This is a genomic window from Tateyamaria omphalii (genome assembly GCF_001969365.1).
GTDB lineage: Bacteria > Pseudomonadota > Alphaproteobacteria > Rhodobacterales > Rhodobacteraceae > Tateyamaria > Tateyamaria omphalii_A.
Window position 1 is genome coordinate 2,424,876 of the sequence record NZ_CP019312.1, and the last position, 25,733, is coordinate 2,450,608.

At 60.2% G+C, this 25,733-nt stretch carries 27 protein-coding genes; 4 read left to right on the top strand and 23 right to left on the bottom strand.

Annotated features, from left to right (window positions below; all coding sequences use genetic code 11):
* The first annotated feature begins 29 nt into the window (after positions 1-29).
* On the top strand, positions 30-1,946 hold the full coding sequence (locus BWR18_RS12030) for an OmpA family protein (RefSeq protein WP_076630286.1): 1,917 nt from the start codon (positions 30-32) through the stop codon (positions 1,944-1,946).
* Positions 1,933-2,259: a hypothetical protein gene (locus BWR18_RS12035; RefSeq protein WP_076628529.1), complete on the top strand. Its 327-nt coding sequence runs from the start codon at positions 1,933-1,935 to the stop codon at positions 2,257-2,259. Before BWR18_RS12030 ends, BWR18_RS12035 begins: the two co-directional genes overlap by 14 nt.
* Positions 2,260-2,480: 221 nt before the next feature.
* On the opposite strand, the gene BWR18_RS12040 is transcribed toward BWR18_RS12035, so the two are convergent.
* The 10 genes from BWR18_RS12040 to BWR18_RS12085 all read right to left on the bottom strand — a co-directional run bounded on the left by BWR18_RS12040 (position 2,481) and on the right by BWR18_RS12085 (position 11,171).
* Positions 2,481-2,921, bottom strand: a complete 441-nt coding sequence (locus BWR18_RS12040) for a molybdenum cofactor biosynthesis protein MoaE (protein WP_076628531.1) — start codon at positions 2,919-2,921, stop codon at positions 2,481-2,483.
* Positions 2,922-2,925: 4 nt separating this feature from the next.
* Positions 2,926-3,171 (bottom strand): molybdopterin converting factor subunit 1, encoded by a 246-nt coding sequence (gene moaD, locus BWR18_RS12045; RefSeq protein WP_076628533.1) that lies wholly within the window; start codon positions 3,169-3,171, stop codon positions 2,926-2,928.
* Positions 3,172-3,176: 5 nt separating this feature from the next.
* Complete coding sequence (gene pgsA / locus BWR18_RS12050; RefSeq protein ID WP_076628535.1) at positions 3,177-3,836, bottom strand: CDP-diacylglycerol--glycerol-3-phosphate 3-phosphatidyltransferase; 660 nt, start codon at positions 3,834-3,836, stop codon at positions 3,177-3,179.
* Positions 3,837-3,893: 57 nt separating this feature from the next.
* Entirely contained in the window at positions 3,894-5,780 is a 1,887-nt protein-coding gene (gene uvrC, locus BWR18_RS12055) for an excinuclease ABC subunit UvrC (RefSeq protein WP_076628536.1), read from the bottom strand.
* Positions 5,781-6,069: 289 nt separating this feature from the next.
* A complete protein-coding gene (locus tag BWR18_RS12060) occupies positions 6,070-6,849 on the bottom strand; it encodes an SDR family oxidoreductase (RefSeq protein ID WP_076628538.1) in 780 nt (259 codons plus the stop codon).
* A 23-nt stretch (positions 6,850-6,872) separates the two neighbouring features.
* Positions 6,873-7,823, bottom strand: coding sequence for a calcium/sodium antiporter (locus tag BWR18_RS12065; RefSeq protein ID WP_076630287.1), 951 nt, complete (start codon positions 7,821-7,823; stop codon positions 6,873-6,875).
* 179 nt (positions 7,824-8,002) lie between these two features.
* Positions 8,003-8,800, bottom strand: coding sequence for a S49 family peptidase (locus BWR18_RS12070; protein WP_076628540.1), 798 nt, complete (start codon positions 8,798-8,800; stop codon positions 8,003-8,005).
* Between the two features lie 69 nt (positions 8,801-8,869).
* Complete coding sequence (locus BWR18_RS12075) at positions 8,870-9,631, bottom strand: ABC transporter permease (RefSeq protein WP_076628542.1); 762 nt, start codon at positions 9,629-9,631, stop codon at positions 8,870-8,872.
* Positions 9,628-10,563, bottom strand: a complete 936-nt coding sequence (locus BWR18_RS12080) for an ABC transporter ATP-binding protein (RefSeq protein WP_076628544.1) — start codon at positions 10,561-10,563, stop codon at positions 9,628-9,630. Before BWR18_RS12080 ends, BWR18_RS12075 begins: the two co-directional genes overlap by 4 nt.
* Positions 10,564-10,652: 89 nt before the next feature.
* Complete coding sequence (locus BWR18_RS12085; RefSeq protein WP_076628546.1) at positions 10,653-11,171, bottom strand: CoxG family protein; 519 nt, start codon at positions 11,169-11,171, stop codon at positions 10,653-10,655.
* Positions 11,172-11,275: 104 nt separating this feature from the next.
* Between BWR18_RS12085 and BWR18_RS12090 the strand changes: the two genes are divergently transcribed.
* Complete coding sequence (locus BWR18_RS12090) at positions 11,276-12,259, top strand: DMT family transporter (RefSeq protein ID WP_076628547.1); 984 nt, start codon at positions 11,276-11,278, stop codon at positions 12,257-12,259.
* Between the two features lie 218 nt (positions 12,260-12,477).
* Here BWR18_RS12090 and BWR18_RS12095 read toward each other — a convergent pair whose 3' ends face one another.
* From BWR18_RS12095 to BWR18_RS12130, 8 genes are all read right to left on the bottom strand, one after another.
* Positions 12,478-13,443, bottom strand: coding sequence for an NADPH:quinone oxidoreductase family protein (locus BWR18_RS12095; RefSeq protein WP_076628549.1), 966 nt, complete (start codon positions 13,441-13,443; stop codon positions 12,478-12,480).
* 15 nt (positions 13,444-13,458) lie between these two features.
* The gene (locus tag BWR18_RS12100; protein ID WP_076628550.1) at positions 13,459-13,701 is read right to left on the bottom strand and encodes a hypothetical protein; all 243 of its coding nucleotides are present in this window, start codon (positions 13,699-13,701) and stop codon (positions 13,459-13,461) included.
* 377 nt (positions 13,702-14,078) lie between these two features.
* Positions 14,079-15,101 carry an aminoglycoside 6-adenylyltransferase gene (locus BWR18_RS12105; protein WP_076628552.1) on the bottom strand — a complete coding sequence of 341 codons (1,023 nt, stop codon included), beginning with the start codon at positions 15,099-15,101 and terminating at the stop codon, positions 14,079-14,081.
* 21 nt (positions 15,102-15,122) lie between these two features.
* Complete coding sequence (locus BWR18_RS21895; RefSeq protein ID WP_368073652.1) at positions 15,123-15,536, bottom strand: glycosylhydrolase-like jelly roll fold domain-containing protein; 414 nt, start codon at positions 15,534-15,536, stop codon at positions 15,123-15,125.
* Positions 15,440-16,939, bottom strand: coding sequence for a glycosyl hydrolase (locus tag BWR18_RS12115; RefSeq protein WP_076628556.1), 1,500 nt, complete (start codon positions 16,937-16,939; stop codon positions 15,440-15,442). Before BWR18_RS12115 ends, BWR18_RS21895 begins: the two co-directional genes overlap by 97 nt.
* Positions 16,940-17,273: 334 nt before the next feature.
* The gene (locus tag BWR18_RS12120) at positions 17,274-17,492 is read right to left on the bottom strand and encodes a hypothetical protein (RefSeq protein ID WP_076628557.1); all 219 of its coding nucleotides are present in this window, start codon (positions 17,490-17,492) and stop codon (positions 17,274-17,276) included.
* Between the two features lie 82 nt (positions 17,493-17,574).
* Entirely contained in the window at positions 17,575-18,336 is a 762-nt protein-coding gene (locus BWR18_RS12125) for a MipA/OmpV family protein (RefSeq protein WP_172839379.1), read from the bottom strand.
* Between the two features lie 83 nt (positions 18,337-18,419).
* Complete coding sequence (locus tag BWR18_RS12130; protein ID WP_076628560.1) at positions 18,420-19,811, bottom strand: serine aminopeptidase domain-containing protein; 1,392 nt, start codon at positions 19,809-19,811, stop codon at positions 18,420-18,422.
* A 355-nt stretch (positions 19,812-20,166) separates the two neighbouring features.
* On the opposite strand from BWR18_RS12130, the gene BWR18_RS12135 reads away from it, so the two are divergent.
* Positions 20,167-21,201, top strand: a complete 1,035-nt coding sequence (locus tag BWR18_RS12135) for a helix-turn-helix domain-containing protein (protein ID WP_172839380.1) — start codon at positions 20,167-20,169, stop codon at positions 21,199-21,201.
* Positions 21,202-21,502: 301 nt separating this feature from the next.
* Here BWR18_RS12135 and BWR18_RS12140 read toward each other — a convergent pair whose 3' ends face one another.
* The 5 genes from BWR18_RS12140 to BWR18_RS12160 all read right to left on the bottom strand — a co-directional run bounded on the left by BWR18_RS12140 (position 21,503) and on the right by BWR18_RS12160 (position 25,667).
* Positions 21,503-22,522 carry an IS110 family transposase gene (locus BWR18_RS12140; protein ID WP_076628563.1) on the bottom strand — a complete coding sequence of 340 codons (1,020 nt, stop codon included), beginning with the start codon at positions 22,520-22,522 and terminating at the stop codon, positions 21,503-21,505.
* A 224-nt stretch (positions 22,523-22,746) separates the two neighbouring features.
* Positions 22,747-23,214, bottom strand: coding sequence for a transcription antitermination factor NusB (gene nusB, locus BWR18_RS12145; protein WP_076628565.1), 468 nt, complete (start codon positions 23,212-23,214; stop codon positions 22,747-22,749).
* On the bottom strand, positions 23,211-23,753 hold the full coding sequence (locus BWR18_RS12150; RefSeq protein WP_076628567.1) for a 6,7-dimethyl-8-ribityllumazine synthase: 543 nt from the start codon (positions 23,751-23,753) through the stop codon (positions 23,211-23,213). The genes nusB and BWR18_RS12150 overlap by 4 nt, the downstream gene beginning before the upstream one ends.
* Before the next feature lies 1 nt (position 23,754).
* On the bottom strand, positions 23,755-24,873 hold the full coding sequence (gene ribB, locus BWR18_RS12155; RefSeq protein WP_076628568.1) for a 3,4-dihydroxy-2-butanone-4-phosphate synthase: 1,119 nt from the start codon (positions 24,871-24,873) through the stop codon (positions 23,755-23,757).
* A 206-nt stretch (positions 24,874-25,079) separates the two neighbouring features.
* Positions 25,080-25,667 carry a riboflavin synthase gene (locus BWR18_RS12160; RefSeq protein ID WP_076628570.1) on the bottom strand — a complete coding sequence of 196 codons (588 nt, stop codon included), beginning with the start codon at positions 25,665-25,667 and terminating at the stop codon, positions 25,080-25,082.
* Positions 25,668-25,733: the final 66 nt, after the last annotated feature.

The window sequence follows — 25,733 nt, forward strand, 5'->3', positions numbered from 1 at the left end:
CAAGACGCCCAAGGACAGGTTTTCCGATGATGCGATTGTCGTCCCTTCTGATCATTGTTGTCACGTTCTCCGTGGCCGCCGTCCTGGCACTCGTCACCGCCAACCTGTCGGTGCAGTTGATCGAGGAAAACTCGGAAATCGGCGTGCGCGACGCGCTGGATGACGAGGGAATGACCTGGGCCGAGGTGCAAGCCGACGGGCTGCAGGTAACGCTCGCGGGCATCGCACCCACCGAAGCGGTGCGCTTTGCCGCGCTGTCTACCGCGGGCCGCATCGTGGACGCCGCCCGCGTCATCGACGACATGCAGGTCGAGGCCGCCGCCGCCATCGCGCCACCCCGCTTTTCTGCTGAACTCTTGCGCAACGACGCGGGCCTGTCGATCATCGGGCTGATCCCGGCCGCGACGGACCGCACCGCCGTCATCGACCGGATCACGGCCATCGCGGGCGACACCCCCGTAACGGACCTGATCGAGGTGGCCGACTATCCGGCCCCGGATGGATGGACCGACGCCCTGGGCTTTGCCCTCGCCGCGATGGAACGCCTGCCCCGCGCCAAAGTATCGGTCGAGGCGGGCCGCGTGTCGATCCGCGCCATCACCGACAGCGCCGAGGAAAAGACCCGGCTTGAGGCGCAATTGAACCGCGCGGCACCACCCGGCCTGCGCATGGCGCTCGACATCGCGGCGCCCCGACCCGTCATCACACCCTTCACCCTGCGGCTGGTCAAGGACGAGGCCGGCACCCGGTTCGACGCCTGCTCCGCCGACAGCGAGACCGCACGCACCCGTATTGTAAGCGCCGCCTTTGCCGCCGGCCTGACCGGACCGGGCCTGTGCACCGTCGGCATGGGCGTGCCCAGCCCGACATGGAGCGTCGCCGTGGAACAGGCCATCGGCGCGCTGGACACGCTTGGCGCGGGCTCCATCACCTTTTCAGACGCCGACATCACCCTGATCGCGGCCGAGGGCACGCCGCAAGCGGATTTCGACCGCGTCGTGGGCGAGTTGGAAAACGCTCTGCCCCCGGTCTTTGCCCTCTATGCCAAGCTGCCGGAAACCGTGGACCCGAACCAGGGGCCACCGGAATTCGTGGCCACGCTCAGCCCCGAAGGGCTGGTGCAACTGCGTGGCCGCATCTCGGACCAGAACCTGCGGTCGCTGGTGCAAAGCTATGCGCAGGCGGCCTTTGGCTCCGACAGCGTCTATGTGGCGACACGCATTGTCGATGACCTGCCCGGTGACTGGCCGGTGCGGGTCCTGACGGGGCTTGAATCGCTGGCGCAACTGTCGAACGGGGCGGTGACGGTCACGCCGGATACGCTGAAGGTCTCTGGCAACACCGGCAACCCAAAGGCCAGCACGAACATCGCGTCCCTGCTTGCCTCCAAGCTGGGCGAGGCGGAAGAGTTCGACATCCGCGTCACCTACCAGGAAAAGCTGGATCCCGTTGCGGCCCTGCCCACGCCGGATGAATGCGAGGCCGAGATTGCAGGCATCCTCGCCGCCTCAAAGATCACGTTCGAGCCGGGCAGCGCCACCATCGACGCCAGCGCGCTTGGCACGATGGACGACATCGCCGAGGTGCTGCGCGCCTGCGGCGACATCCGGCTGGAGATCCAGGGCCATACCGACAGCCAGGGCCGGGAAGAGATGAACCTGAACCTCAGCCAGGCCCGCGCCCAGTCCGTCCTGAACGAATTGCGCGCCCGCCGGGTGCTGACCTCGACCTATTCCGCCAAAGGCTATGGCGAGGTCGACCCCATCGCCGAAAACGACACCGAAGAGGGGCGCGAGGCCAACCGACGCATCGAATTCAAGCTGATCCGCCCGACCCCTTCCGCGCCGGAACGCGAAACAACGCTGGAAACCTTGGCCGGAAACGGCGATACAGACCCCGCAACCGAGGATAGCGCCGAAGGACAAGGGGACGATGAGCAGAACTGAGTTTGTCATTGCGACAGCCATCATTCTTTTCATTGCGTTCTGCCTGGGCTGGTTCGCGAACTGGCTGATCCACCGCTTCACCCGCGTTGCCTCTGGCGATGTGGCTGAACTGGACCGGATGAGCCAGGAATTGCACGAGGCCGAGGAAACCCGCGATCAGGCGATCACCTATCTGCAGCAGCGCGAGGCGGAACTGACCAACCAGCTTGCCCAGACCGAGGCCGAGCTGCGCGCCGCCATGGACGGGTTGCGCGACGCCCGTCACGAGACGGAAGAGCTGCGCGCCTGGATCGACCGCCAGCAGGCCAGCTGACGCGCGGGGCGGATCACGATCCGCCTTACGATCTACAACCCTTTATTAACCATCGTTCCTTTATTAACCATCGTTCGGTCCGTTAATCTGCGGTTCCGGCGCATAACCTGTGCACAGGTTGTGCACGCCTTGTGTACGGGATGTGCACCGGCAGATTCAGCGATTCAGCCATATAAACAAACGCTGAATCACCGAACGCTGCGACACCCCCGTGCATCCGGTCACCACCGCGTCAGCGCGTCCTCATCCTCGTCCCGCGCCGCGACCCATTCGGCCCCGTCTGTGGTGATCTCTCGCTTCCAGAAAGGCGCCCGCGACTTGAGGTAATCCATCAAAAACTCCGCCGCCTCGAACGCGTCCTTGCGGTGCCGCGCGGCGGTGGCGACCATCATGATCATCTCTCCGACCTCCAGCCGCCCATGCCGGTGAATGACCAGCGCATCCTCCAGCGACCAGCGGGTCACGGCCTCGCTTGCGATGTCGGTCAGCGCACTTTCAGTCATGCCGGGATAATGCTCGATCTCCATTGCCTGCAGCCCGCCATCCACGTCCCGGACAATGCCCGTGAACGTCACAACAGCGCCAGACACGGCTCGCCCTTCGGCAAAGGCTGCCGCTTCGGCGCCAAAGTCAAAAGCGGCATCCTGCACAGCGACCCGCATGGGTCTAACCTCCTGTCATGGGTGGGAAAAATGCCACTTCTCGCACGCCTGACAACGGCGCATCGAAGTCGGTCAATTGCTGATCGACGGCTACGCGCAGCGCCGAGATGTCGGCAAAGGCGGCCTCATAGCGCTCTTCCTTGCCGCGCAGCTCATCCACCAGATCCATGACCGTCGCAGCTTGCGTGTCGACCGCCTCGCGCGGGATGCCGATCCGTTCGCGGACCCAGGCGAAATAAAGCACGTCCATGGTTGTCACCCTTTCAGATACGGCATGGCCTTACGGAAGTAATCCCACCCGGTGATAATGGTAAGGGCCGCTGCGATCCACAGCAACCAAAGGCCTATACGCCCCGACCAGTCGGCCCCGGCCAGCTTCCACCACAGCCCGAGATGATCGGGCGCCTCCCCATTCAGGATCGCGTTCACCGTCGCCTCATCCATCCCCCAGATGGACATGCCGAAGTAATGTTCGAAGACGCCTTGCGAAAACAGGACCGCGATGGCGATCATTTGCAAAGTTGTCTTCCATTTCGCGAGGTTAGTGACCTTCAGCGTCCCCGCCGTGTCTCCCAGAAACTCCCGCAGACCCGAGACAAAAATCTCTCGAAACAAGATCATAGTCGCAGGCAGCACCAGCCACGGCGACCAGCTGGAAAAGCCGATGATGACCATCAGCGCGATCACCACCATCGCCTTGTCCGCGATGGGGTCGAGCATGGTGCCGATCTTGGTCTGCTGTCCCCACGCGCGGGCAAGATAGCCGTCGAACCAGTCGGTGATGGCCGCGCCCACAAACAGGATCACGGCAAGCATATCCGCATACGGCCGCGTGAAGTAAAGGAACATGACCGCCACCAGCGGGGCCGCGATCAGGCGCAGGGTCGTGAGAACGTTGGGTACATTCCAAATCATGCCGTACCTCTAGCGCGTCCCATGCACAGCCGGAAGAGGCTGCGCGACACCGCCCCCCTACTGGTCGTGGAAAAAGTCATAGACCTTCTGCGCCAGCCCCTCGGACACCCCGTCCACCGCCTTGAGATCCGCCAGGTTTGCGCGCGCCACAGCCTTGGCGGACCCGAAATGCGCCAGCAGCGCACGCTTGCGCGACGCGCCCACGCCCGGAATGTCGTCGAGCGGGTTTTTCATGTTGGATTTCGCGCGCTTGGCTCGGTGGGTTCCGATGGCAAAGCGGTGCGCCTCGTCCCGCATACGCTGCACGAAGTAGAGGACCGGATCGTTGTGGCGCAGGGCAAAGGGGCGCTTGCCGGTGCGGTGGAACTCTTCCTTGCCCGCATCCCGGTCTACGCCCTTGGCGACGCCCACCATAGGGATATCTTCAACCCCGTGTTCGCGCATGATCTCGGCCACGGCACTCACCTGCCCGGCCCCGCCGTCGATCAGCAGCAGGTCGGGCCACATGCCTTTCTCGCGGTCGGGATCTTCGGACAGCAGCCGTTTGAACCGGCGGTGCAGCACTTCCTTCATCATGCCGAAATCGTCGCCCGGGGTCAGGTCATCGCCCTTGATGTTGAACTTGCGGTAGCTGTTTTTCATGAACCCGTCGGGCCCCGCGACGATCATGGCGCCCACGGCGTTGGTGCCCTGAATGTGCGAGTTGTCGTAGACCTCGATCCGGTCGGGGGCCTCGGGCAATTCGAACGCCTCCGCCAGACCGCGCAGCAGCTTGGCCTGTGTTGCGCTCTCGGCCATCTTGCGGGCCAGGCTCTCGCGCGCATTGCGCAGGGCACTGTCCACCAACTCCGCCTTTTCGCCGCGCTGGGGCACAAGCAGTTCGACCTTGCGGCCCAGCTTCTGGCTGAGCGCCTCAGTCATCAGGTCGGGGTTCTCGATCTCGTTCGACAGGATCAACTGCCGCGGCGGCTCCTTGGTGTCATAGAACTGGCCCAAAAACGCCTCGAGCACCTCGGCCGCGTCCACGTCGGCGCCCACACGGGGATAGAAGTCGCGGTTGCCCCAGTTCTGGTTGGCACGGATGAAAAACACCTGCACACAGGCCTGTCCCTGTTCCATGTGCAGGGCGACGATATCGGCCTCGGTCACGCCGCGGGGGTTGATGCCCTGGGCTGTCTGCACCTGCGTCATGGCACGGATACGGTCGCGCAGGGCGGCGGCCCGCTCGAACTCCATCTCTTCTGACGCTTGCTGCATCTGCCCGGCCAGCTTGGCCTGAATGTCGGTGCTCTTGCCGGTCAGGAAGCGTTCAGCATCCTTGACCGATTGGGCGTAATCCGCCTCGGAAATCAGTCCGACGCACGGGCCCGAGCACCGCTTGATCTGGTACAGCAAGCACGGCCTTGTGCGGCTGTCGAACATGGAATCGGTGCAGTTACGAAGTAGAAAGACTTTCTGGAGTTGATTGAGCGTGCGGTTCACGGCCCCCGCGCTGGCAAACGGCCCGTAATAGGCACCCTTTTGTTTTTTTGCACCGCGGTGCTTTTTGATCTGTGGAAATGCGTGATCGCCGGTCACGAGAATATTGGGAAAGGATTTGTCGTCGCGCAGGAGGACGTTGAACTTGGGTTTGAGCTGCTTGATCAGGTTCTGTTCAAGCAGCAGTGCCTCGGTCTCGGTCCTTGTGGTGAGGAACATCATCGACGCCGTCATCGAGATCATGCGGGCGATGCGCCCGGAATGCCCCGAGGGACGCGCATAGTTCGATACCCTCGCGCGCAGGTTGCGGGCCTTGCCCACGTAAAGCACGCGGCTTTCGCGATCGAGCATGCGGTAAACACCGGGCGAGCTGTCGAGTGTCTTCAGATATCCCTGAATGACATCATGCCCAACGGGCACGGGCTGCTCAATCTGAGGCTGTTCTGATGGGTCCTGTTTCGCCATGCGATTCGTGCCATTTCACCTGTTTTGGCTGCACTGATTTGAACACGTGTTCAAGCAATCATACATCCACCGAAGCTGTGGATAAGTGTGCGGGTAACTTCTGGGTGTCGGGAATTTTCTGTTGTTTCTTGGGCGCTTCCTGAGTTTGCCTATTTTTTGTGCACTTAAGCAAGCTACTGTTTTTGCTTGTCTTTTTGTTGCGATCCGGGCAAGTCACTGAAAACAAACGCGTTTTAGTAACAGAATTGTAACGAAGATTAACGCGGTGCAAAACTCACCTTACGTCATATTATTCCACGCCGATCACGTCGGGCGTTTCCCAAGCCAGATGCTGCCCACCGTCCACACAGAGCAATTGTCCCGTCACGCCGGGCGCGTCGAGAAAATAGCCCAAAGCACCGACAATATCCGATGGGTTTGAACCGCGGCCCAGCACGGTTGCCGCGCGCTGCTTGGCGAAGTGTTCCGCACTTTGCCGTCCCCCTTGCAATGTCGGGCCAGGCCCGATGGCATTGACACGGATCGCAGGCGTCAGCGCCCGCGCGCTGGTCTGGGTCAGCGCCCACAGCCCCATCTTTGCCAGCGTATAGGTCATGAATTCAGGGGTGAGCTTGCGCACGCGCTGGTCGACCATGTTCACAATCAGACCGGGGGCCACGGGTTCGTCCATGTCGTCGCGCGTGGCCTCAAGCCCCTGCGCCGCCATGGCCTGCGTCAGCACAAAGGGCGCGCGCAGGTTGCTTTCCATATGCCGGTCCCAGCTGGTGCGCGTGGCTGTCTCGACCGCATCATATTCAAAGATGGAGGCGTTGTTGATCAGGCAGGTGACCGGACCGCCAAGCGCCTCGGTGGCCTTGCCGAACAGGGCCTGCGTGTCATCCTCGTTCGTCAAGTCCGCCTGCAATGCCACGCCGCACTGCCCTGCGCTCTCGACCTGGGCGACCGTTTCGCGCGCGCCCACATCGGAGCTGGCATAATGCACCGCCACGTCATAGCCCCGCCCTGCCAAATAGACCGCCATGGCCCGGCCCAAACGGTGCCCCGCCCCTGTCACAAGTGCGCGCGTCATCGCACCCTCCTCGTTTATTCTGATTAGATTAGTACGATTGCCAGATAGGTCAGATAGAGAGCGGTCAAGATCACACCCCATACGCGCGTGATATCACGGCGCATGTAGACAAATGGCAGCAACAGGAGAGACGACCCGAGCATGACCCACAGATCGAATTTCAGGAACGAAGGGTCGACCGGGATCGGACCGACAAAGCTGGCGATACCGATGATGGCCAGCAGATTGAACATGTTCGACCCGATCACGTTGCCCAAGGCTACATCGGCCTGACGGCGCAGGGCCGCCATCACGGTTGTCGCCAGCTCCGGCAGCGACGTGCCGACGGCCACAAGCGTCAGGCCAATGACCGTGTCGCTGACACCGTACATCTTGGCGATGATGGTCGCGTTGTCGACCAGCAGGTCCGCGCCGAGTGGCAGGCCGATCAGGCCCAGCACCAAAAAGATGGCGATGCGCCAGCCGGGCAGGTCGGGGTCCACGCCCTCGATCTCTTCCTCGTCTTCGGCCACATCCGGGCCTGCGGCACGGTGGCCCTTGGCCTCGCGCGCGGCGTCCCCCAGCACGAGGCTGAGCGCAAAGAGCAGGACGATCGCCGCAATCCAGTCAAAGACGCCGCGAAAGGCCAGCGCGATGAACAGGATCGACGCGGCAATCATGAAATTGAACGTCTTTTTCGTCTCGCATTCGGACGTGTGCATGGTGGCCAGCAAGGCCGGAATGCCAAGCACCAAAAGGATGTTGGCGGTGTTCGACCCGACGACATTGCCGATGGCAATGCCGGGTGCATCATCCAGAACCGCCTGGATCGCGATCAACAATTCGGGGGCGGATGTCCCGAAGGCGACGATCGTCAGGCTGACGATCAGGGCGGGCACGCCCAGCCGTAGGGACAGGTTCACCGCGCCCTTGACCAGCGAGTCCCCCGCCAGCAGCAGGATCAACAGGCCCAAACCGCTGAGCAGCCACGGCATTGCAGCAGCCATCAGCTGCCACCCCGTCCACAAGAACACTTGCCCTTGCCAATCCTATAGCGCCCGCAGGCACATTTGGCCGACGCCAAACGCTTGCCCCCGATCCAGTGCAACTTGCCAAACACAGCCAGCACCGCAATGAAAGCGAGGAACAGCAGGACAATTTTGGACATCATGGATTACAGTCCAAATCGCGCATAAGCGGCGCGTTCTTCGATTGTGGTCACCGCATCATCCAGCAGCTGTGCACCCAGGCGCGAGAAGAACGGTTTCTTCACGCCGTAACGGCGGAACTGCACCTTGTCGCCGAACCGGTCCTGCATCATGGGTTTCAGATGGCCGATGCCGTCGATCAGGCCAAGCGCCTTCGCCTTTTCTGCCAGCCACACCTCGCCCGTAAACAACTCGGTTTCGGTGTCGAGCTTGCCCGACCGTCGCGCCTGAACGTGGTCAATAAAATTGGTGTGGATGTCGTCCAGAAGCCCTTTGAGCCGTTCCACATCCTCGGGCTTTTCCGGCCTGAAGGGATCGAGCATGCTCTTGGATTTGCCCGCGGTATAGACACGGCGTTCAACCCCTTGGCGCGTCATCAGCTCATGCGCGCCAAAACTGGCAGAGATGACGCCGATGGACCCGATGACCGAAGACGGGTCCGCATAGATCTCGTCCGCTGCGGCCGCCAGCCAGTAGCCGCCGGATGCGGCGACGTCCTCGACAAAGGCGATCACAGGGATGTCCTTTTCTTCGGCCAGACGCCGGATGCGGCTGCCGATCAGCGAGGATTGCACCGGGCTGCCGCCGGGCGAGTTCACCTCGAGCGCGACGGCGGCGGGCTTGCCGCGGCTGAACGCCTTGTCGATGGCGCTTGCCAAAGCGCGGTCATTCAACGCGCCGCGCGTGCCGCCTGCGATGACCCCTTGCAGCCGCACGATGGCGACGGTGGGGTCGGATTTCATGAAGGGGATCCAGCGTTTCATCCTCGCCCATGTAGAATGCGCCCCCGCACAGAACAAGGCCGCACTGCAAAGGAGTTTCAAGCCGTTACGTTATTGCCGAATGCGCCAGCCCGTCTTGAAAATCCACCAGACCGCCCCCAAGCACGCCGCCGTAAAGAGCGCGATAGCGGCAAGCGATGTGCCGATGGGCACGTCCGCCAGACCAAAGAAGGCCCAGCGGAAGCCCGAGATCAGATAGACCACAGGATTGAACATCGAGATCGTCTGCCAGACCGGCGGCAGCATCGAGATGGAGTAGAAAGAGCCACCTAGGAAAACAAGCGGCGTCACGATCAGGAGCGGCACCAGCTGCAACTGTTCAAAGTTGCCCGCCCAGATGCCGAGGATAAATCCGAAAAGCGCAAAGCTGACACAGGTCAGCACGAGGAAGGCGATCATGGCCATCGGATTCTGGATCTGGAGGTCGACGAAGAAGAAGGACGTCACCAGGATGATAATCCCGATAAACAGTGCTTTGGTTGCGGCCGCCCCCACATAACCCATGACGATTTCCAGGAAGTTCACCGGCGCCGACAGAAGTTCATAGATCGTGCCGATGAATTTGGGAAAGTAGATACCAAAGGACGCGTTGGAGATGGCTTGCGTCATCACCGTCAGCATGATGAGCCCCGGCACGATGAACGCGCCGTAGCTGACCCCCTCGACCTGGTCGATGCGGCTGCCAATGGCGGCGCCGAAGACCACGAAGTAAAGCGATGTGGACAGCACGGGCGAGATGAGCGATTGCGCCATTGTGCGGAAGAACCGCGCCATTTCAAAGAGATAGATGGCGCGGATGGCAGACCAGTTCATTGCGCGGCCTCCGGCTGATTGACCAACGAGACGAAGATGTCTTCGAGGCTGGATTGCCGTGTCACCACGTCCTTGAGTTGCAGCCCGGCCTTTTGCACATCGTTGAGCAGCTTGGTGATGCCGGTTCTTTCTGCGTTGACGTCATAGCTGTAGACCAGCGTCCAGCCGTCATCACCAAGGGTCAGGTCATAGGCAGCGAGCGCGTCCGGAACGGCGTCAATCCGGGTGGTCAGTTGCACGTCGAGTTGCTTTTTTCCCATGCGCGACATGAGCGTGCCCTTGTCCTCGACCAACAGGATTTCGCCTTTGCTGATGACGCCCACGCGGTCAGCAATGGCTTCGGCCTCTTCGATATAGTGGGTGGTGAGGATGGTGGTGACGCCATCCGCGCGCAATTGTTCAACAATTTCCCACATGTCCTTGCGCAGTTCCACGTCGACACCCGCCGTGGGTTCGTCCAGGAACAGCACGCGCGGCTCGTGTGCCAGCGCCTTGGCGATCAGCACGCGGCGTTTCATGCCGCCAGACAGCTCGCGGATCTGGTTGTCGCGCTTGTCCCAGAGCGACAGGCGTTTGAGGATGTCCTCGACCGCGCTGTCCTTGCGCCCCTTGCCGAAAAGACCGCGGGAGAAGCGGACGGTATTGATGACCTTCTCAAACGGCTCAAGCGCGATTTCCTGCGGCACGAGACCGACCAGGCGGCGCGCTTCGCGAAAGTCGTTGAGCGTGTCGAACCCGGCCACAGTGACGGTGCCCGACGTCGGCATGGTGATGCCGCAAACCGTTGAAATCAGAGTTGTTTTGCCTGCACCATTGGGACCAAGGAGGGCGATGATCTCGCCCTCTTCGATGTCCAGATTGACACCTTTCAGTGCTTCAAAACCACCCGCGTAGGATTTGCGCAGGTTCTGGATGCTTAGGATCGTTGACATGAAAACTCCGGCCTGTTCACGGAAACGAGAGGTATGCGGTTGGACGGCACACTGCCAGCGCATGGACGCACAGGCGGATGTGCGGGGCGTCACTCCTTGCCGGTCAGACGGCCGAGCCAGCCTTTCTTAGGCGCATCATCGGCCTCCGGGGCCTCTTCGGGTTGGCTGGGCCCTTCGAGGGTTTCCTGAAGGTTGGCAAAAAACTGATCGGCCATTTTCTTGGCAAATCCGTCAATGATCCGGCTGCCCAGCTGTGCGAGTTTGCCGCCCACTTTCGCCTCAACATCATAGCTGAGTTCCGTCCCGCCATCGACCGGGGCCATGCGCACCTGGGCACCGCCCTTGGCAAAGCCGGCGGCACCGCCCTTGCCTTCACCTGTGATGACAAGGCTTTGATTTTCCGCCATTTCCGACAGGGTGACTTGCCCCTTGAACGTCGCTTTCACCGGGCCGACCTTTTGCGTCACGCTGGCCTCGAACCCGTCTTCCGGATTGCCGGTGACCTCGGTCGCACCGGGCACGCAGGCCTTGAGCACATCCGGGTTCAGAAGGGCGGCATAGACCTCGGCCGGGGGGGCGGCAATCTGGCGGGTGTCGGACATTTGCATGGCTTCGTCTCCCTTGCTTTTGGACCGTGATACCGCAGCGCCTGCAAATGCGCTATGCGCTATTCGCAAGCCATGCGCCGCTTTGCTGTGATAGGGCTGGGATCATGGAGACGACACGCCAGAACATCGCCGGACTGGGCATTTTGTTCATCCTGATCGGGGTATTCTGTATCTCGATAAATGATATGCTGATCAAGCAGTTATCGGGTGACTATCCGCTGCATCAGATCGTCTTTGCCCGGTCGAGCATTGCGATCATCGTCAGCCTGTTGATCGTGCAATACGAGGGCGGGCTAGGGATTTTACGCACCGACACGCCCTGGCAACATGCGCTGCGCGGTTTGCTGATTGTGATCGCCAACATGACCTTTTTCGTCGGCCTTGCCGTCTTGCCACTGGCGGATGTGACGGCGCTGTTCTTTGCGGCTCCGCTCTTTATCACATTGTTATCTATACCGGTTTTGGGTGAGCGCGTTGGTCCGTTGCGACTGGTGGCCGTAGCCGTTGGCTTTGCCGGGGTGGTGATCATGCAGCGGCCTTGGGCTGATGCGGAGAGCCTGGAGGTGGGCCGGATTGTCCTGTTGCTGCCAGTGCTGTCCGCGCTGACTTACGCGTTGAATCAGATACTTACGCGTAAGCTGGGGGTCAGCAGCAAGGCGAGCGCGATGTCGGTTTACATCTCGGCCATGTTCATTCTGGTGTCGTCGGGCTTCTATCTGGTGGCGGGTGACGGGCGCTTTGCCGACGGAGCGACGAACGGGTCAGTGATCTTTCTTTTGCGCGCTTGGGTTTGGCCGCAAGGATCTGATATATGGGTATTTTTTGGACTTGGGTTGAACGCGACCGTGATTGGCTACAGCCTGAGCCAAGCCTATCGGTTGGCAGATGCGGCGACCATTGCGCCCTTCGAATATATCGGTCTGCCGCTGGCGGTGTTCTGGGGTTGGGTCGTTTTTGGTGATTTGCCAGTGCTGGAGGTCTGGATCGGCATTCTGCTGATCCTTGGCGCGGGTCTGTTCGTGTTTCTGCGCGAGCGGCGGCAGGCGCGCATCCTGGCACGGGCCCCGACGCGGGGGCGCAGAGGTTAACGCAGCGCACAGTGGCCGCCTGGCGCGAGACTGCGATCATTCCGGGCTAAACTATGTATTTTTGACCCCTCAAATCTTACGGATTTCCACCATTTGGGGATAAACAGACTATTCTAAACATCAAACTGTGTGTTTTAGACAAGCAACATGCGTCAATGATCCCTCTACTTATCCACAACGCTGCGGTTTGCGTGGGCGCGGTGCCTTTGGGTTAAGGTTTAGCCGTCAACCTGGATCACAACCTTGCCCGTGGCCTTGCGCGTGCGCAGCAGGTCCAGCCCATCGTTTGAATCGGCCAACGGCAGCACATGACTGACATGAGGTTTCAACTTGCCCTCGGCATACCAGCCAAACAGCACCTCGAAACTGTCCGTCAGCACCTTCGGGTTCACCCGCATGTATCCGCCCCAGTAAAAACCCAGCACATGCAGGTTCTTGACCAGCAGGTAATTTGCGGGGATCTGCGGTACGCTGCCGGAGGCAAAGCCAAGGGGCAGCAGCCGCGCCTCGGGGTTGCAGGCGCGCAAGGCCGCATCGAAGAGATCGCCGCCGACGGGGTCATACACGACATCGGCACCGCCCAGGGCTTTGACATCCGTCTTGAGATCGCAGGTGTCACTGTCGAGCAGGTGGTCGGCCCCGGCTTTCGACGCGATTTTCAACTTGTCGGCGCCGCGGGCGCAGGCGATGACCTCTGCCCCCATCAGCTTGCCGAGTTCCACCGCCGTGAGGCCCACGCCGCCCGAGGCGCCCAGCACGAGGAGTCGTTCGCCCGGCTGCATCCGCGCCTTGTAGTCAAGCGCCACGTGGCTGGTGCCATAGGCCACGAGGAAGGCGGCGGCGTCGATTTCGGTCATGTCATCTGGGATCGGCACGCAGATATTGGCAGGCAAAACCGCGTACTCGCCCAATCCGCCGAAGCCAGCGTAGGCGGCGATGCGCTGGCCCGGTTTCAGGTGGGCGACGTCCGTGCCTGTTGCTTCGATGGTGCCGCACATCTCCATTCCGATGGTAGCGGGGAGTTGCGGCTTTTCCTGATAGGTCCCTTTGACGATCAGCGTGTCACCAAAGTTGAGCCCGCAGGTGTGGATGCGCACCAGCACCTCGTTTGGACCCGGCGTGGGCGTGTCAACCTCGCGCAGTTCGAGCGGCTGCCCAAGGGCGGTGACTTGCATGGCGCGCATTCTGGTATCCCTCGTCTACTGGCCCTCGCGGCCGATTTGCCAGACCTGATAGCTGATCTGCACGGCGCCGAACAGGAGGCCGTGGAAGAACCAGAGGATGAAGAGGACAAGGAATGCGTCATCGCTGTGCGCGGCCCGCGTGTGGATGCCCGCAATGTCGAGGAGCCAGATGCCGGTGACAAAGGCAGCCGAGAGGGCAAAACCCACGGCGGTGCCGTTGAGGAACAGGCGGATGAGGGGGTTGGGTCGGTCATCCATGGGGGGAAAGTAGGGCGCTCGCTTGGGTTTGTCGAATGTCCGTTAAGAGCCCATCCTGTGAATTCGTTATTGTCGCTGCGTGTGCTCGCAGCGCAGAAAATGCTGCGCGAGCGAGGCGCTTAGTGCTACCGCTCAGCGTACGAAGCGATCATTCGCGCAAGTCGCGGCATGGATCAGGCGTTGAGTTTACAGATCAACGACAAAGTGTCGTTGCGCTTTCTGTCCTCGCTGATGCAGCTTAGGTTGCCTAGCGGCGGCATCTAAAGCACCGCATCACAGCAAACGTGATTATAACGGTCATTTCATCACAATGGCCATATTCTTAGACCAAAAACCTGCTCGCTGCACCCCATCAACAAACGCGATGGGGGTGCCGTCTATGTATCACCGTTGAGGACGCGGTCTATCGCGCTCTCGACAGCATTTCTCTTCTGTGTTGCCGCATTAGCCTTTGACGGGGGAAGCATGCGCATTACGACGCTGAAGTATAGGTCAATGGTATTGGCAATTGCTTCTCTGAAGTTGTCACTTTGATAGCAAACGTAGGTCAGACGTAATTTGGTCGCCGATTGATCACTGATCCAGTTCTCAAGACTACGCCCTTGGATCATCACCACGTCCCCAAGAGTCTCTGCCTCCATTTCCAGGGCCCTGAGAAGCATTGATTTCAAATAGACGTCACAACACCAGCAAGCGGTCCATAACTCTCCGCGCATGTACCTCCGCGTGCTCCAGAGACAGTGGAAGAGAAAATCATCGATTTCTTCGTCGCATATCTGAGTCCGCTTAGCGGGTGGCGGCGTCATGGTCGATAACAGGGTTGTCATCATGCCTTTGGGATCATGCAAAACCCTAAAACCTTGCGCGAGTGCGCTTTGGCCGAGGTCACTTTGCGTCATGCGCGCGAAGTCGGCCGGCGACACCGGAACAAAATCGCAGCAAAGACCATCTTCATATTCGACCCGCCATTCGGTCAGTCCCAAGGGGGTGATCTCTCGAAAACGCAAGAAGCTCGTTCCGAAGTCGTCCAGCCACGCTGCATTGGATATCAGCTGCTCCGGGGCCTCGCTGACAATAATAAAATCATAGTCCGAAAATCTGTCGAATTGTCTCCCGTCATGTGTTCTCGAACCGAACAGCAGGATCGCCTCGACGCTTGTCTGTGACTTCGCCCAAATCTCTACTTCATTCAAAAAAGTGGTCATACTGCGTGGTTTCATAGCCATCACCTGCGACGTGTATTTTTCAGACATGGTAATGCTGGACTTCCATGGCCTGTACTGGATATCCGCTGTATCTGGCCCTGCCAAAACAGAGGTGAGCGGATCAGGCTTGGGTGGGCGCTTTGCCGCTGAGTGGGTTAGGAGGTGTCGCAACGGCGGTTCATCCAGCGGCGACATACGAACATCCGGGCCATCTGTTCAAATCCGCTCCCGCCAGTGGGGCAGAAGGCGGGCGGGTCCAATGAGGCCGGTTGGCGCGAGGCCATTCCTGTTCTGGAACTGGCCCCAGCGCGGATCGCCGGTTTCGCCGTAGCCGACAAGGCGATTATGGAGCACTGGCGTCAATGCGACTTCGATCACATTGCGGCCTGGCTCAACGAAATCGGCGATGTCGGTACGGTAAGGCGGCATCAACAGCACCCCGGCAGCGCGCCCGTTTATGCGGCCCTCAGCAACCTCATGCACACGGCCCAGATCAAGGATCAGGCGCAGGTTTTCTTCAAGATGCGCCTCATTCATCTCAAAGCTGGTTGTGTAGACCGCCCGCCCCGCCTCATGGCGCAGTTCAGGGATATCGCGCCAGTCGGCCAGTGTCTCAACGGTGAGTTCAATCGGCGTTGTCGCCCCGTCGGGTGATCGTGTCTGGATGCGCAACGTCCAGTCTTCAAGGCTAATGACGGGGGGCAATGTATCGGCAGTAATCGCTGTGGTATCGCCATCCCCAAATACGAATTCATAGGTGCCCGGCGTCGCCGTTTCGACGACAAGGTTGGCCCTATACGCGTAACTGGCAAATCGCCGTTTGCCACATGCCGTTTTTCCGTGCCGGGACCCAGTCGGATCATCATGGAACCAAAAGGTTCGAGTGTGCCAGATAAAACGACCATGCCGTCATCACAATGATGCAGGGGCGGGTGGGTTTGGACGCCAGTCCAGAGATCGACGTGCCACGGAGCACAGGTGGCGTCGCAGGGTAGCGCACCGGTGAAGTTCCGTGGTTCTTCATCGCTGCTGCGTATGAAGTAGAAGCGATCATCGCCGATCTGGCGCCGAATATACTGCATCTCCGGTTGATCGCTCTGAAATCGCAGCCCCGGCGCAACATCTGCAGCCTCCAGCAACGCGGGCAGCGTTTGGGGACTATCCGCCCGCCACTCTCGTGTCGCAAGCGCTTCGGTCATATTGCTGACCACCGCATCATTCATGCGGCTCACGTGGAAACCGGAGTGGCGCGCGGGCGTCTCGCCCACAAAAAAGACTTTGAAACCGTCATTTGAAAGCACAATCAATCGACGTGCAAGATCGGCAGGCAAATGGGTTTCATTGCTGAGCACCAGCGCCTCCATCCGAATGTCGCCCATATGCAGCACGCCGTCGCGCAGTTCGCCGCGCATCAGGCTATCGGAGTTGACCAGCACATAGTCGTATCCGGCGGACTTGAGTGCGTCGCTCGTCTGGACCCGCTGAGAGATATGCTGCTCTTCCGGCGAAAGTGCCTCGAACGGTGGCGGAAACCCAAGGAGTGGTGGCATATCGCCTGCACCAAGATAGCCGCTGACCGTTTCTTCCTGGCGCAAGGCGCGGCCCGGATAGCGCCAAATGTTGTGAAAAACGCCGATATTGGCCATGTTCCGCCCGCTTTGCGCGATCAGCTGGTTGCGCGCTACGTTGGCGTTCAGATCTCGAAGGTAGTCAAAAATCGGGTTTGCGCGGGTCATTGATCCGGCAAAGGACACCGGCAGGTCGGGTTGTGACCACGCATTGAAGCCGGGATAGGCGGCCTCTGGTGCTTGGTAATACATGCTGTGGTAGTGAAGCTGCGTGATCCCCGAAACGAAGAACCGGTCGGCGTGGACTTTGATTTTGTGCGGCGACGTCATGTAGTCGCGCGACATCCAGGTCAGGAACTCGCCACCTACAACCCTGCGCCCGTGCAGCGCCGCTGCCGAACCGATGAGTTTCAGAAAATCCAGCGTTCCGCCCGCATAAAACGCCTTTGTATCAGGCAGGTCCAAGTATTCTGCCGAACGGATCGTATCGACCGGTATTCCGAAGGTTTGAGAATGCGTTTTCAGCCCATGTTCGCCAGCCCATTCGGCAAAGCCGCCAAGGTCGTTTTCGATAAATAGACCAGAGTTCGATAAATAGACCAGTGATTGTATGCATGTAGTCGTAACGGATGCGCTTACCTACACTGTCATCCACAAAATCAAAGAGCGGCGGGGCACCCCCGAACCGTATGCGAGCGATGAAAGTATCGCGCCCCGGAACATAGGTACTCATCAGAAAGGGCGTCAGGTCATAACCGCGGTGCGCTTCAAATTCCTCCAGAAACCCATCCGTCCAGAGTCAGTCGAATTTCAGTTCCACACTTGGCGAATTGATGGCCCGGATCGTATCGCCGAAGTAATCCGCGATATAGGGTTCGGCGCGGCCAATGACGTGATCGACATGCTTCTGGATTGGCGCCCGCGCCACGTGATCAAGGACAAGCGCATCGCGCGTGCTGCCATCGCGGGCGTCGAACACCGGAACCTCGCCAATTGGCCCGCCATAATAGGCAAACACGTACCAATCCCCCGACGGGACATCCCAATCAAGGCGTCCGTCTGACGCGCCCTGCGCATACAGACTGATGGCGCTGTCATGATCAAGAAGAACAGGCGCAGACCACGGTGGCCCGCCGACAAAGAGGTCCTTGGGGGTTTTCGGTTAGCGCACTGAGCGCAGGGAGTGCATTGCGCGGCCCGTCTTGCACAACACGGGCTGCGCTTACGGCAACAAGATCAAATGGATAGTCCCCGGCATATGCGGTGTTGCCAAAGAACCAATCCGATCTCTTGAAGTGGTTGCGATCCCAATCCGGAATCTGACCGGTAAAACGCGCCCCGCCTGCGACTTGCATAACACCCATGGCAAACGCCGACCGACTGTCCGTCGCCTCATCTGCGGCCACACCGAACAGGTAGTTGTTCAATCTTGCGTCACGCAGTTCGGCGCTTGCACGCACGTCGACGGCTGCAAACCCTAACTCAGCTTCATAACCATATGCCACCTGCGCCGCGTAACCCGCATGTATCCCGGCCACATCGGCTTGCACTGATAAGCGAGTATAGGATGCGCCGAAATCGTAGGTGGCGGTTAAGCCGATTTCAATTGTATCATCGCGTTCCAGCCCATCAAAAAGCGCCCTATCAGGGTAAGCTGGCGCAAATCGCGGCATCAGCATCGCAGAGACGTTTAGTTGGTCCACCGACATCAGATCATACCTGATTTCATCAATACCGATATGCAGCCGGTTGGTCCGATAAGCGATATATGGTGATGGTCCGGAACGATCCGGCCCGTCCAGATAGGGGCCTTGGCTACCATCCAGAAACAGCCCGAAAATCCAGTTTCCTTCGGCGTTCATGGGCGTCGGACCCATGCAGAAAGCGCAAGCAATGCACTGCAGACGTGCCGCTGCGCCCGTCCACTTCATGAGACGCGCGGCAATCACCCGTTACCCCACAGGTCAGATGTCCCAAAAAGAAATCTATTCAGTTCCGGTGTGCCATCCCAGTCAATCGGCAGGATGCGGTCAATGCAGCCAAGGTCTGGCGGTCGATTGGGCGCGTCAAGGAACTGTATCCTGATATCGCGCGCGCAATCGCGTCCGTCGGGCGTTGGCGTCAGGCCTGTCATCCCGTGGGCACCCGTTGGGAAAAAGGCCCATGTCTGCGCGGGTCCGCGGTAAGCATCGCGCACCGGCTGTGCCCGTTCGGCAGGTGTTGGCCCATCAAGGCCGCCCTGCAACATCAACATCGGTCCGTCATAGGGCGGCGGCCCCAAAGGCAAACCCGGTGTGCTGCGTGGCCACGTATCAATCCGCGCAATTTGGGCCTCGAGCCCTGTGGACATTGTAGCGCGTTGGAAAGCGGCAAGAAGCTGCGGCGCGCGTTCCTGTACCGGTTGTGCCTCCGACAAATAGATATGCGCTGCAAGCACGTCGTCAGGCTCCGCGTCGTTGGCCAACAACGCTGACAGCCGCGCGGCAAGCCGCGACAATGCGGCAACATCTGCAGGCGCACAGCGGTCGAGCCGATATACAGTCGCCGGAATCAAATCACGCAGGGGCGCCCAAAACAGCATGCTGCCAAGGAACACCCGCACGTCGGCTGAGGTGGCATCAAGATCGTCGCAACGGCCTGCGTCTATACCCGCGACCGCCTGTTGCGCAACGACCCAGGGGTCTTGCTCAAACCGGTTGCCACAGGCGGGGTCAGCAGCGCAGAGCGCCATCACGCGCTGACCCGTACGCTCCATGCCGGCGTCATAGCCATCAAGGAAACGGTGCGTGGCAATTGCTTCGATAATCACGCCATCGGGCTGGTTGGGAAAGAGTTCGAGATAACGCTGTACGAAAATCGTCCCATAAGAGGCACCATAGACAAAGACCGGCACATCCGGTTCGCGATACGCCTCTATCAGACGACCAAGATCCTGCACCGACGCCGTCAGCGTCACGTGATTGAGACGTGTGCCCAGTCGCGCCGCTAGGCCGACACCGCAGGCCTCGACATCCGCAGGATCCGTCAGAATGCTGACAGCGCTGTCTGAAATGCCAGGACAGTCAAGCCGCTCGGACCCGCCGGTGCCGCGATGGTCGACGGCGTAGTGCGCAACACCGGGCCGGTCCCGCCAGATGCCGCCCGACAAAGTCTCCATACCAGAGCTCGCCGCGGCGCTCGGTCCACCGTCGATCAGCCAGACTTGCGCGCGTGTCGGACCTTCAGCCGGGCGGCGCTTTACAAAAAGGCGAAACCGTTCGCCAGCAGGTCGGGCATGATCAAGCGGCACGGTGACGAAGGCGCATTCCGCCTCTTGACCGCCCGTCGCCGGGTCCAAGGCACAAGGTGCCCATCGCGTAGGTTGTTCGATTGGTGTTTCCGGCGGTGCCGAGACACAGCCAGCGAGCATGATCAGGCATAAGCCGATCAGAGACAAGGTACGGGTGGGCTGCATAGGGTTTCCAGTCAGTGCGGGTGTTAAGGGCATGGCCGACCGTGTCCTGGGGATTGCGCGTCTGTCGTCCGATCCATGTGGATCGGAAGATCGGCGGCAAGAAACCGCACCTGCTTTGGGCCGCAGGCTTGTTTGTGAAATCCTCGGTCGGTACGCTCAGGATAGGCTTATCAACCGATTGATGACCGCCATGAGCGCAATTGCCCTGATTGCACCGACGATCCTGCAATGCACAGCGTTGGCGGGCATTCTGGGCGGCAAGCGTTCTGCCCGGGCCGAGGCAGACAGCATTCTGGCGATGCTCTTCGGCGTCACCGCGATCGCGATGACCGCAGCGATGATACCAATGTTCGTCCCTGCGCTGACGGCCCGGTTCGTGGTCGTGATGCTCCCTCTTGCGCTTGTCTTCGGGCCGCTCACATACGCTTATGCAAAAACAATGTTGGGTGGCGTGACGCCATCGACAAACCCACTGGCACGCGATGTCACGCCGTGGTTTGCAACCGGATTTGCGCTATCTTTGCCTTTTGCCACGGCAGCGCCGCCCGATTTCCTACAGGATGCTTCGGCGCTTTGGGCGGTGTTGCTGGGACTGGTGTTCCTGTTAATCATCGTCGTGAATTCAGGCTACATTCTATATAGTTTGGTATTGGTCTTTCGGCGGTCACATCATCAGATCGACGTTGCAGATCTGCGCCTTGTGCGTGCGGTTGTCAGCCTCGCAGCCATAGCACTTGCCGCTGGCTTCCTCGTTGAGTTGCCCCAGGTATTTGGTGCGTCGGCACCCCTTGATCCTGTCTATGCCGCAGCAATCGACCTCTTTTGTGTCATGGCGGTCGGGGGGCTTGCGCTGCTCCATAAGCCCAAACGCCTCAATGACCGTCCGCGATACGCGCGATCCGTCATGACGCAAAATCAGGCCGCGCGGCTGGAGCGTAAGCTGCGACATGCAATGGAGATCCAAAGCCTCTACAAAGACCCCCAACTGTCGCTGTCGCGTCTCGCCGCACATCTGGGGTGCCCACCGCACCGGCTGACGCACCTGCTCGCAACACGCATCGGTTGCAGCTACAGCGATTATGTGAGCCGGTGGCGCGTCGAAGCAGCATGCAAGCTGCTGCGCAAGACTGACGAAACAGTGCTGCAGATTTTGCTGGCAGTCGGGTTCAACACGCGCTCGACTTTCAACGCCACGTTTCTACGACACACCGGTCAGTCCCCCAGCAGCTACCGTGATCCGACAAATGCTGTGCGCACATCGACAAAAAAATGAGAAAGAGTCTGCGAAGGGTCAGTTTTGATTGCCGTTGTCATAATGAGGTAGAGTGTCTTCTTTGGATGGGTCCTGCATTGCAGACATTTTTTACGTTTATTGCTGGGGTTGATCAGTACAGTCGTCTGTCCGGCCTGTTCATGTGGTGATCGGCCACTGGCCTTGATGATTTCCGCAAGCGAGGTTCCAATCGGCTGCACGGCCTTCGGGGGCAAACGTCATTCCCGGAGTGGTCTCGCTCTTGGTTGACGTATTCCGCATCATCACGTCATGCGTCGTGCATCTCTGGCAGGTTTCCCGATCAGGTGACCGGCTGCCAGTAATTCGCCTGTCTCGTCAACATTGCCCAGATCACGCGCGCCGTTTTGTTTGCTATTGCAACTGTTGCAAGTCGAACCGGCTTTCCAGTGAGCATCCTCGCGGTCCAGATATCGACTTTCTCGGGATGGAGTTTTGCCATCAATGCGCGCGATGTCATGCCAACGATAAGGAGTTTCCTGAGGTAATGATCACCTTTCTTGGTAATCCGCCCAAGCCTCTCTTTGCCGCCACTGGATTTGTTGAGCGGGGTTAAGGCCAGCCAAGCGGCCAGATCTCGTCCGGTTTTGAACTGTTTGGCGTCGCCGACGGTCGCCACGATGGCTGACGCCGTAATCAGGCCAATCCCAGGCACCTGCATCAGTTGGCGTGCGTTGGCATCTCGCCGATCATAGCTCTCGGACAACTTGGAAAAGCCTTCAATTCGGGCACTGAGCCCAAGGAGTTGATAGCACGGGGTGCCGAGAACCCCGTTCGCCAGTTTGGGAATTTTAGGTTGATCACCTTCCAGGTGGCTTTTGGAAAAGCGGACCACAGCCTCAGCCCCGGTTGGGAGAACATAGCCAAACTCACGCAGCATCCCCCGTATCATGTTTGAGACCTGGTTACTCTGGCGGACAATGAGTTCGCGCGTGTGGTGGGCGGTCCAAAGAGCTTGCTGGTCTTCCGTCTCGATCTCAACAAATCTCATCGTCGGGCGGCCAACCGCTTCGCAGATTGTCTCTGCATCCACTGCGTCGGTCTTTCCGCGTTTGACATATGGCTTGACGTAAGTCGCTGGCATCAAACGAACATCGTGCCCTAAACTGCGAAGTTCACGGCCCCAATGATGGGCCGAACCACAGGCTTCCATACCGACCACACAAGGCGGTAGGCCCTCAAAGAACTCTAACAGTTTTGCGCGTTTGATCTTCTTGGTGAAGACCTTGTCGCCTGTCAAAGAAACTCCATGAACCTGGAAAACACTCTTGGCCAGATCAAGTCTTATGGTTCTGACTTGCATTGGGTGGCTCCTCTCAAAAGCAGTTTTTGACACCTGCATTATGGCGCATTGCGACGGCGGATGGAGCAGGAGCCATCCACTTCATCCGCTTCAGTGACACAAGCTGCATCGCGGTAATCAGGGCGCCGCACATGCAAAGGTTTTCTGCGTCAGCAAAAGCCGCAAGTGCATAAGTCCGGAAAGTCCCGCTTAGCAGACATCGTCAGTCCGCCGCCCAGCCAAGATCAAAACGCCTCGGGCCGCGCCTCACGCGCCATGTGGTCCAGCACCGCATTCACAAACTTCGGCTCTTTCCCGTCCGGAAAGAACGCACGCGCCACGTCGACATATTCCACGATCACCACCTTGGGCGGTGTGCCCGTGTCCCGGAACTCGGCCCCCGCCGCCCGGAACAGCGCGCGCAGCGTCGGGTCGATCCGCGCAATCGGCCATTTCGCCACCAGCGCGCGGTCCGTCATCTGGTCGATCGGCGCCTGATAGTTCACCGCATCATCCATGACCCGCGCGAAGTGGTCGGGATCGCCCTCCGCCATCTCGTCGCCCTCGTAGGACGCGCCAAAGCGGTGGTCCATGAACTCGACCTTGATCTGGTCGACGGTCTGCGCCGTCTGCTCCATCTGGAACAGGGCCTGGACGGCATAGAGCCGCGCGGCCGAGCGCATCTTGCGTTTCTGGTTGCCCGAAAGGGTCATGCGATTGTGGATCCTGTCTTGGACGCCAGCTGGTATTCGGTGGCCGGTTTGAACCCGACCCCCTTGCTGGAGCGGCCCCACTTACGGCTGAGCGCGATCAGGTGCAAGGCCGCAGCCGCCGCCCCGCCGCCTTTGTTCTGCTTGGCGGGATCGGCGCGGACCTCGGCCTGGTCCGTGTTCTCGACCGTGAGGATGCCGTTGCCGATGCAGAGCCCCTGCAGCCCCAGCAGTTGGATGGCGCGAGACGAGTCGTTGCACACCGTCTCGTAATGCGTGGTCTCCCCCCGGATCACGCAGCCGAGGGCCACGTAGCCATCGAAGTTGGACATGCGTTCGCTGATCCCGATGGCCGTAGGGATTTCCAGTGCGCCGGGCATCTCGATCAGATCCCAGGTGGCGCCAGCGGCCTCGATCTCTGCCTTGGCACCCGCGACGAGATTGTCGGCGATCTGCTTGTAGTAGGGCGACACGACGATCAACAGCTTGGTGGGCGCGTCAAAGCTGGGGCGGTCCAGCACGTGGTGGTCGATTGCGGCCATGTTACTCTCCAAGGATGGGGCGGGTGCCGACAATCTCGAGCCCGTAGGCGTCGATTCCCATATAGGTCGTGCGCGGGCTGTCGGTCAGCAGGATGAGGCGGCTCAGGCCCATATTGGACAGCATCTGCGCACCAAGCCCGGTGTTCTTGACGATGCGGGGGCCGGGCTCTTCATCGGCAAAAAGCGATTTGCGCGGCTCGCGGAACAGGCAGACAACGCCGCGTCCTTCAGCGGCGATCAGTTCCATCGCGCGGGGCAATTCGCCGACGGGCTTGTCGCTGAGGCCCAGGATATCTGTGACCTCGGTCAACGCATGGGTGCGGACCAGAACGGGGTCTTTGGTGCTCAGATCGCCCTTGGACAGCGTCACATGCTCAATCCCGTAGGTCTGGTCGGTGAAGATGCGCATATCCCACGCCCCGCCGTGCTGGGATGTGACCATGCGGCGGTCGGTCTCGACCACCAGATTGTCGTGGCGGCGGCGGAAGGTAATGAGGTCGGAGATGGTGCCAATCTTCAGACCGTGTTTGGCGGCATAGTCCACAAGGTCCGGCAGGCGGGCCATGGTCCCGTCTTCGTTCATGATCTCGCAGATCACACTGGATGGATAGTGCCCCGCCAGGCGCGCGACGTCACACCCGGCTTCGGTATGGCCAGCGCGGACCAGCACCCCGCCCTTGCGCGCACGCAGCGGAAACACGTGGCCCGGTGTCGCCAGATCGGCAGAGGTTGCCTGCGGGTTCACCAGCGTCGAAATGGTCAACGCCCGGTCGGCAGCCGAAATCCCCGTAGACACCCCCTCGCGCGCTTCAACCGAAACCGTAAAGGCCGTCTCGTGCCGCGAGGAATTGTGCATCGCCATCATGGGCAGACCCAGATCGTCAATCCGTTCGGCAGGCAGCGTGACACAGATCAGCCCACGCCCATGGGTGGCCATGAAGTTCACGGCGGCCGTGTCCGCAAAGTTCGCAGGGATCACCAGATCGCCCTCATTCTCGCGATCCTCATGATCGACCAGAATGAACATCCGGCCATGGCGCGCGTCTTCGATGATCTCTTCGATGGGCGAAATGGCGGCGGCAAGATCGGTCTCAACCGGACCGGGGGTTTCAAAGCTCATAAGGCACCTGTGGCAGCATTGTCCGCGACATAGAGGATCAGGCGCACCAATGCCAGTGCCGCGGCGCACATGGCAATGCACATTCCCTTTGCCAGGTGAACTTCCCCCGGAGGGCCGTTCGGCCGCACGCACCACACGTCCCATGATGCGAGCACGACCGCAAAACGCACCAAAATGACGTCAGGCCGACAGGCCTGTCCGCAGGATCACGCGACCTCGGCCAGGCGCGCGACATACCGGGCGAGCGTGTCGATCTCGAGGTTGACGGCATCGCCCACGGCCACGTCTCCCCAGGTCGTTACCTCCTTGGTGTGCGGGATGAAGTTGATCCCGAACACAGCGCCTTGCACCTCGTTCACGGTCAGCGAGGTGCCGTTCAGTGCCACCGACCCTTTAGGGGCGATGAACCGCGCCAGATCATCCGGCGCGCGCAATTGCACACGGGTGCTGTCGCCCTCGTCCACGACCGACACGACCTCGGCCACTCCGTCCACATGGCCCGACACGATATGCCCGCCCAACTCGTCACCGACACGCAGGGCGCGTTCGAGGTTCAGGCGCTTGCCCACCGCCCAGGTGGCGAGGTTCGTCTTGGACACCGTTTCGGCGCTGACCTGCACGTCGTACCAATCGGGGCCCAGATCCACGACGGTCAGGCAGACGCCATCCGACGCGATGGACGCGCCCATGTCGATGCCTGCGGTGTCATAGCCAGTCTGGATCCGCACCCTCAGATCGCCCTCTTGCGTGAGGACGGCGATGGTTCCGATATCAGTGATGATGCCTGTGAACATGATCGCGCTCCTTGCCGAATTGTCTTGTGACGTAGCGGCGCACCGCCACAAGGGCAAGGGCCACGC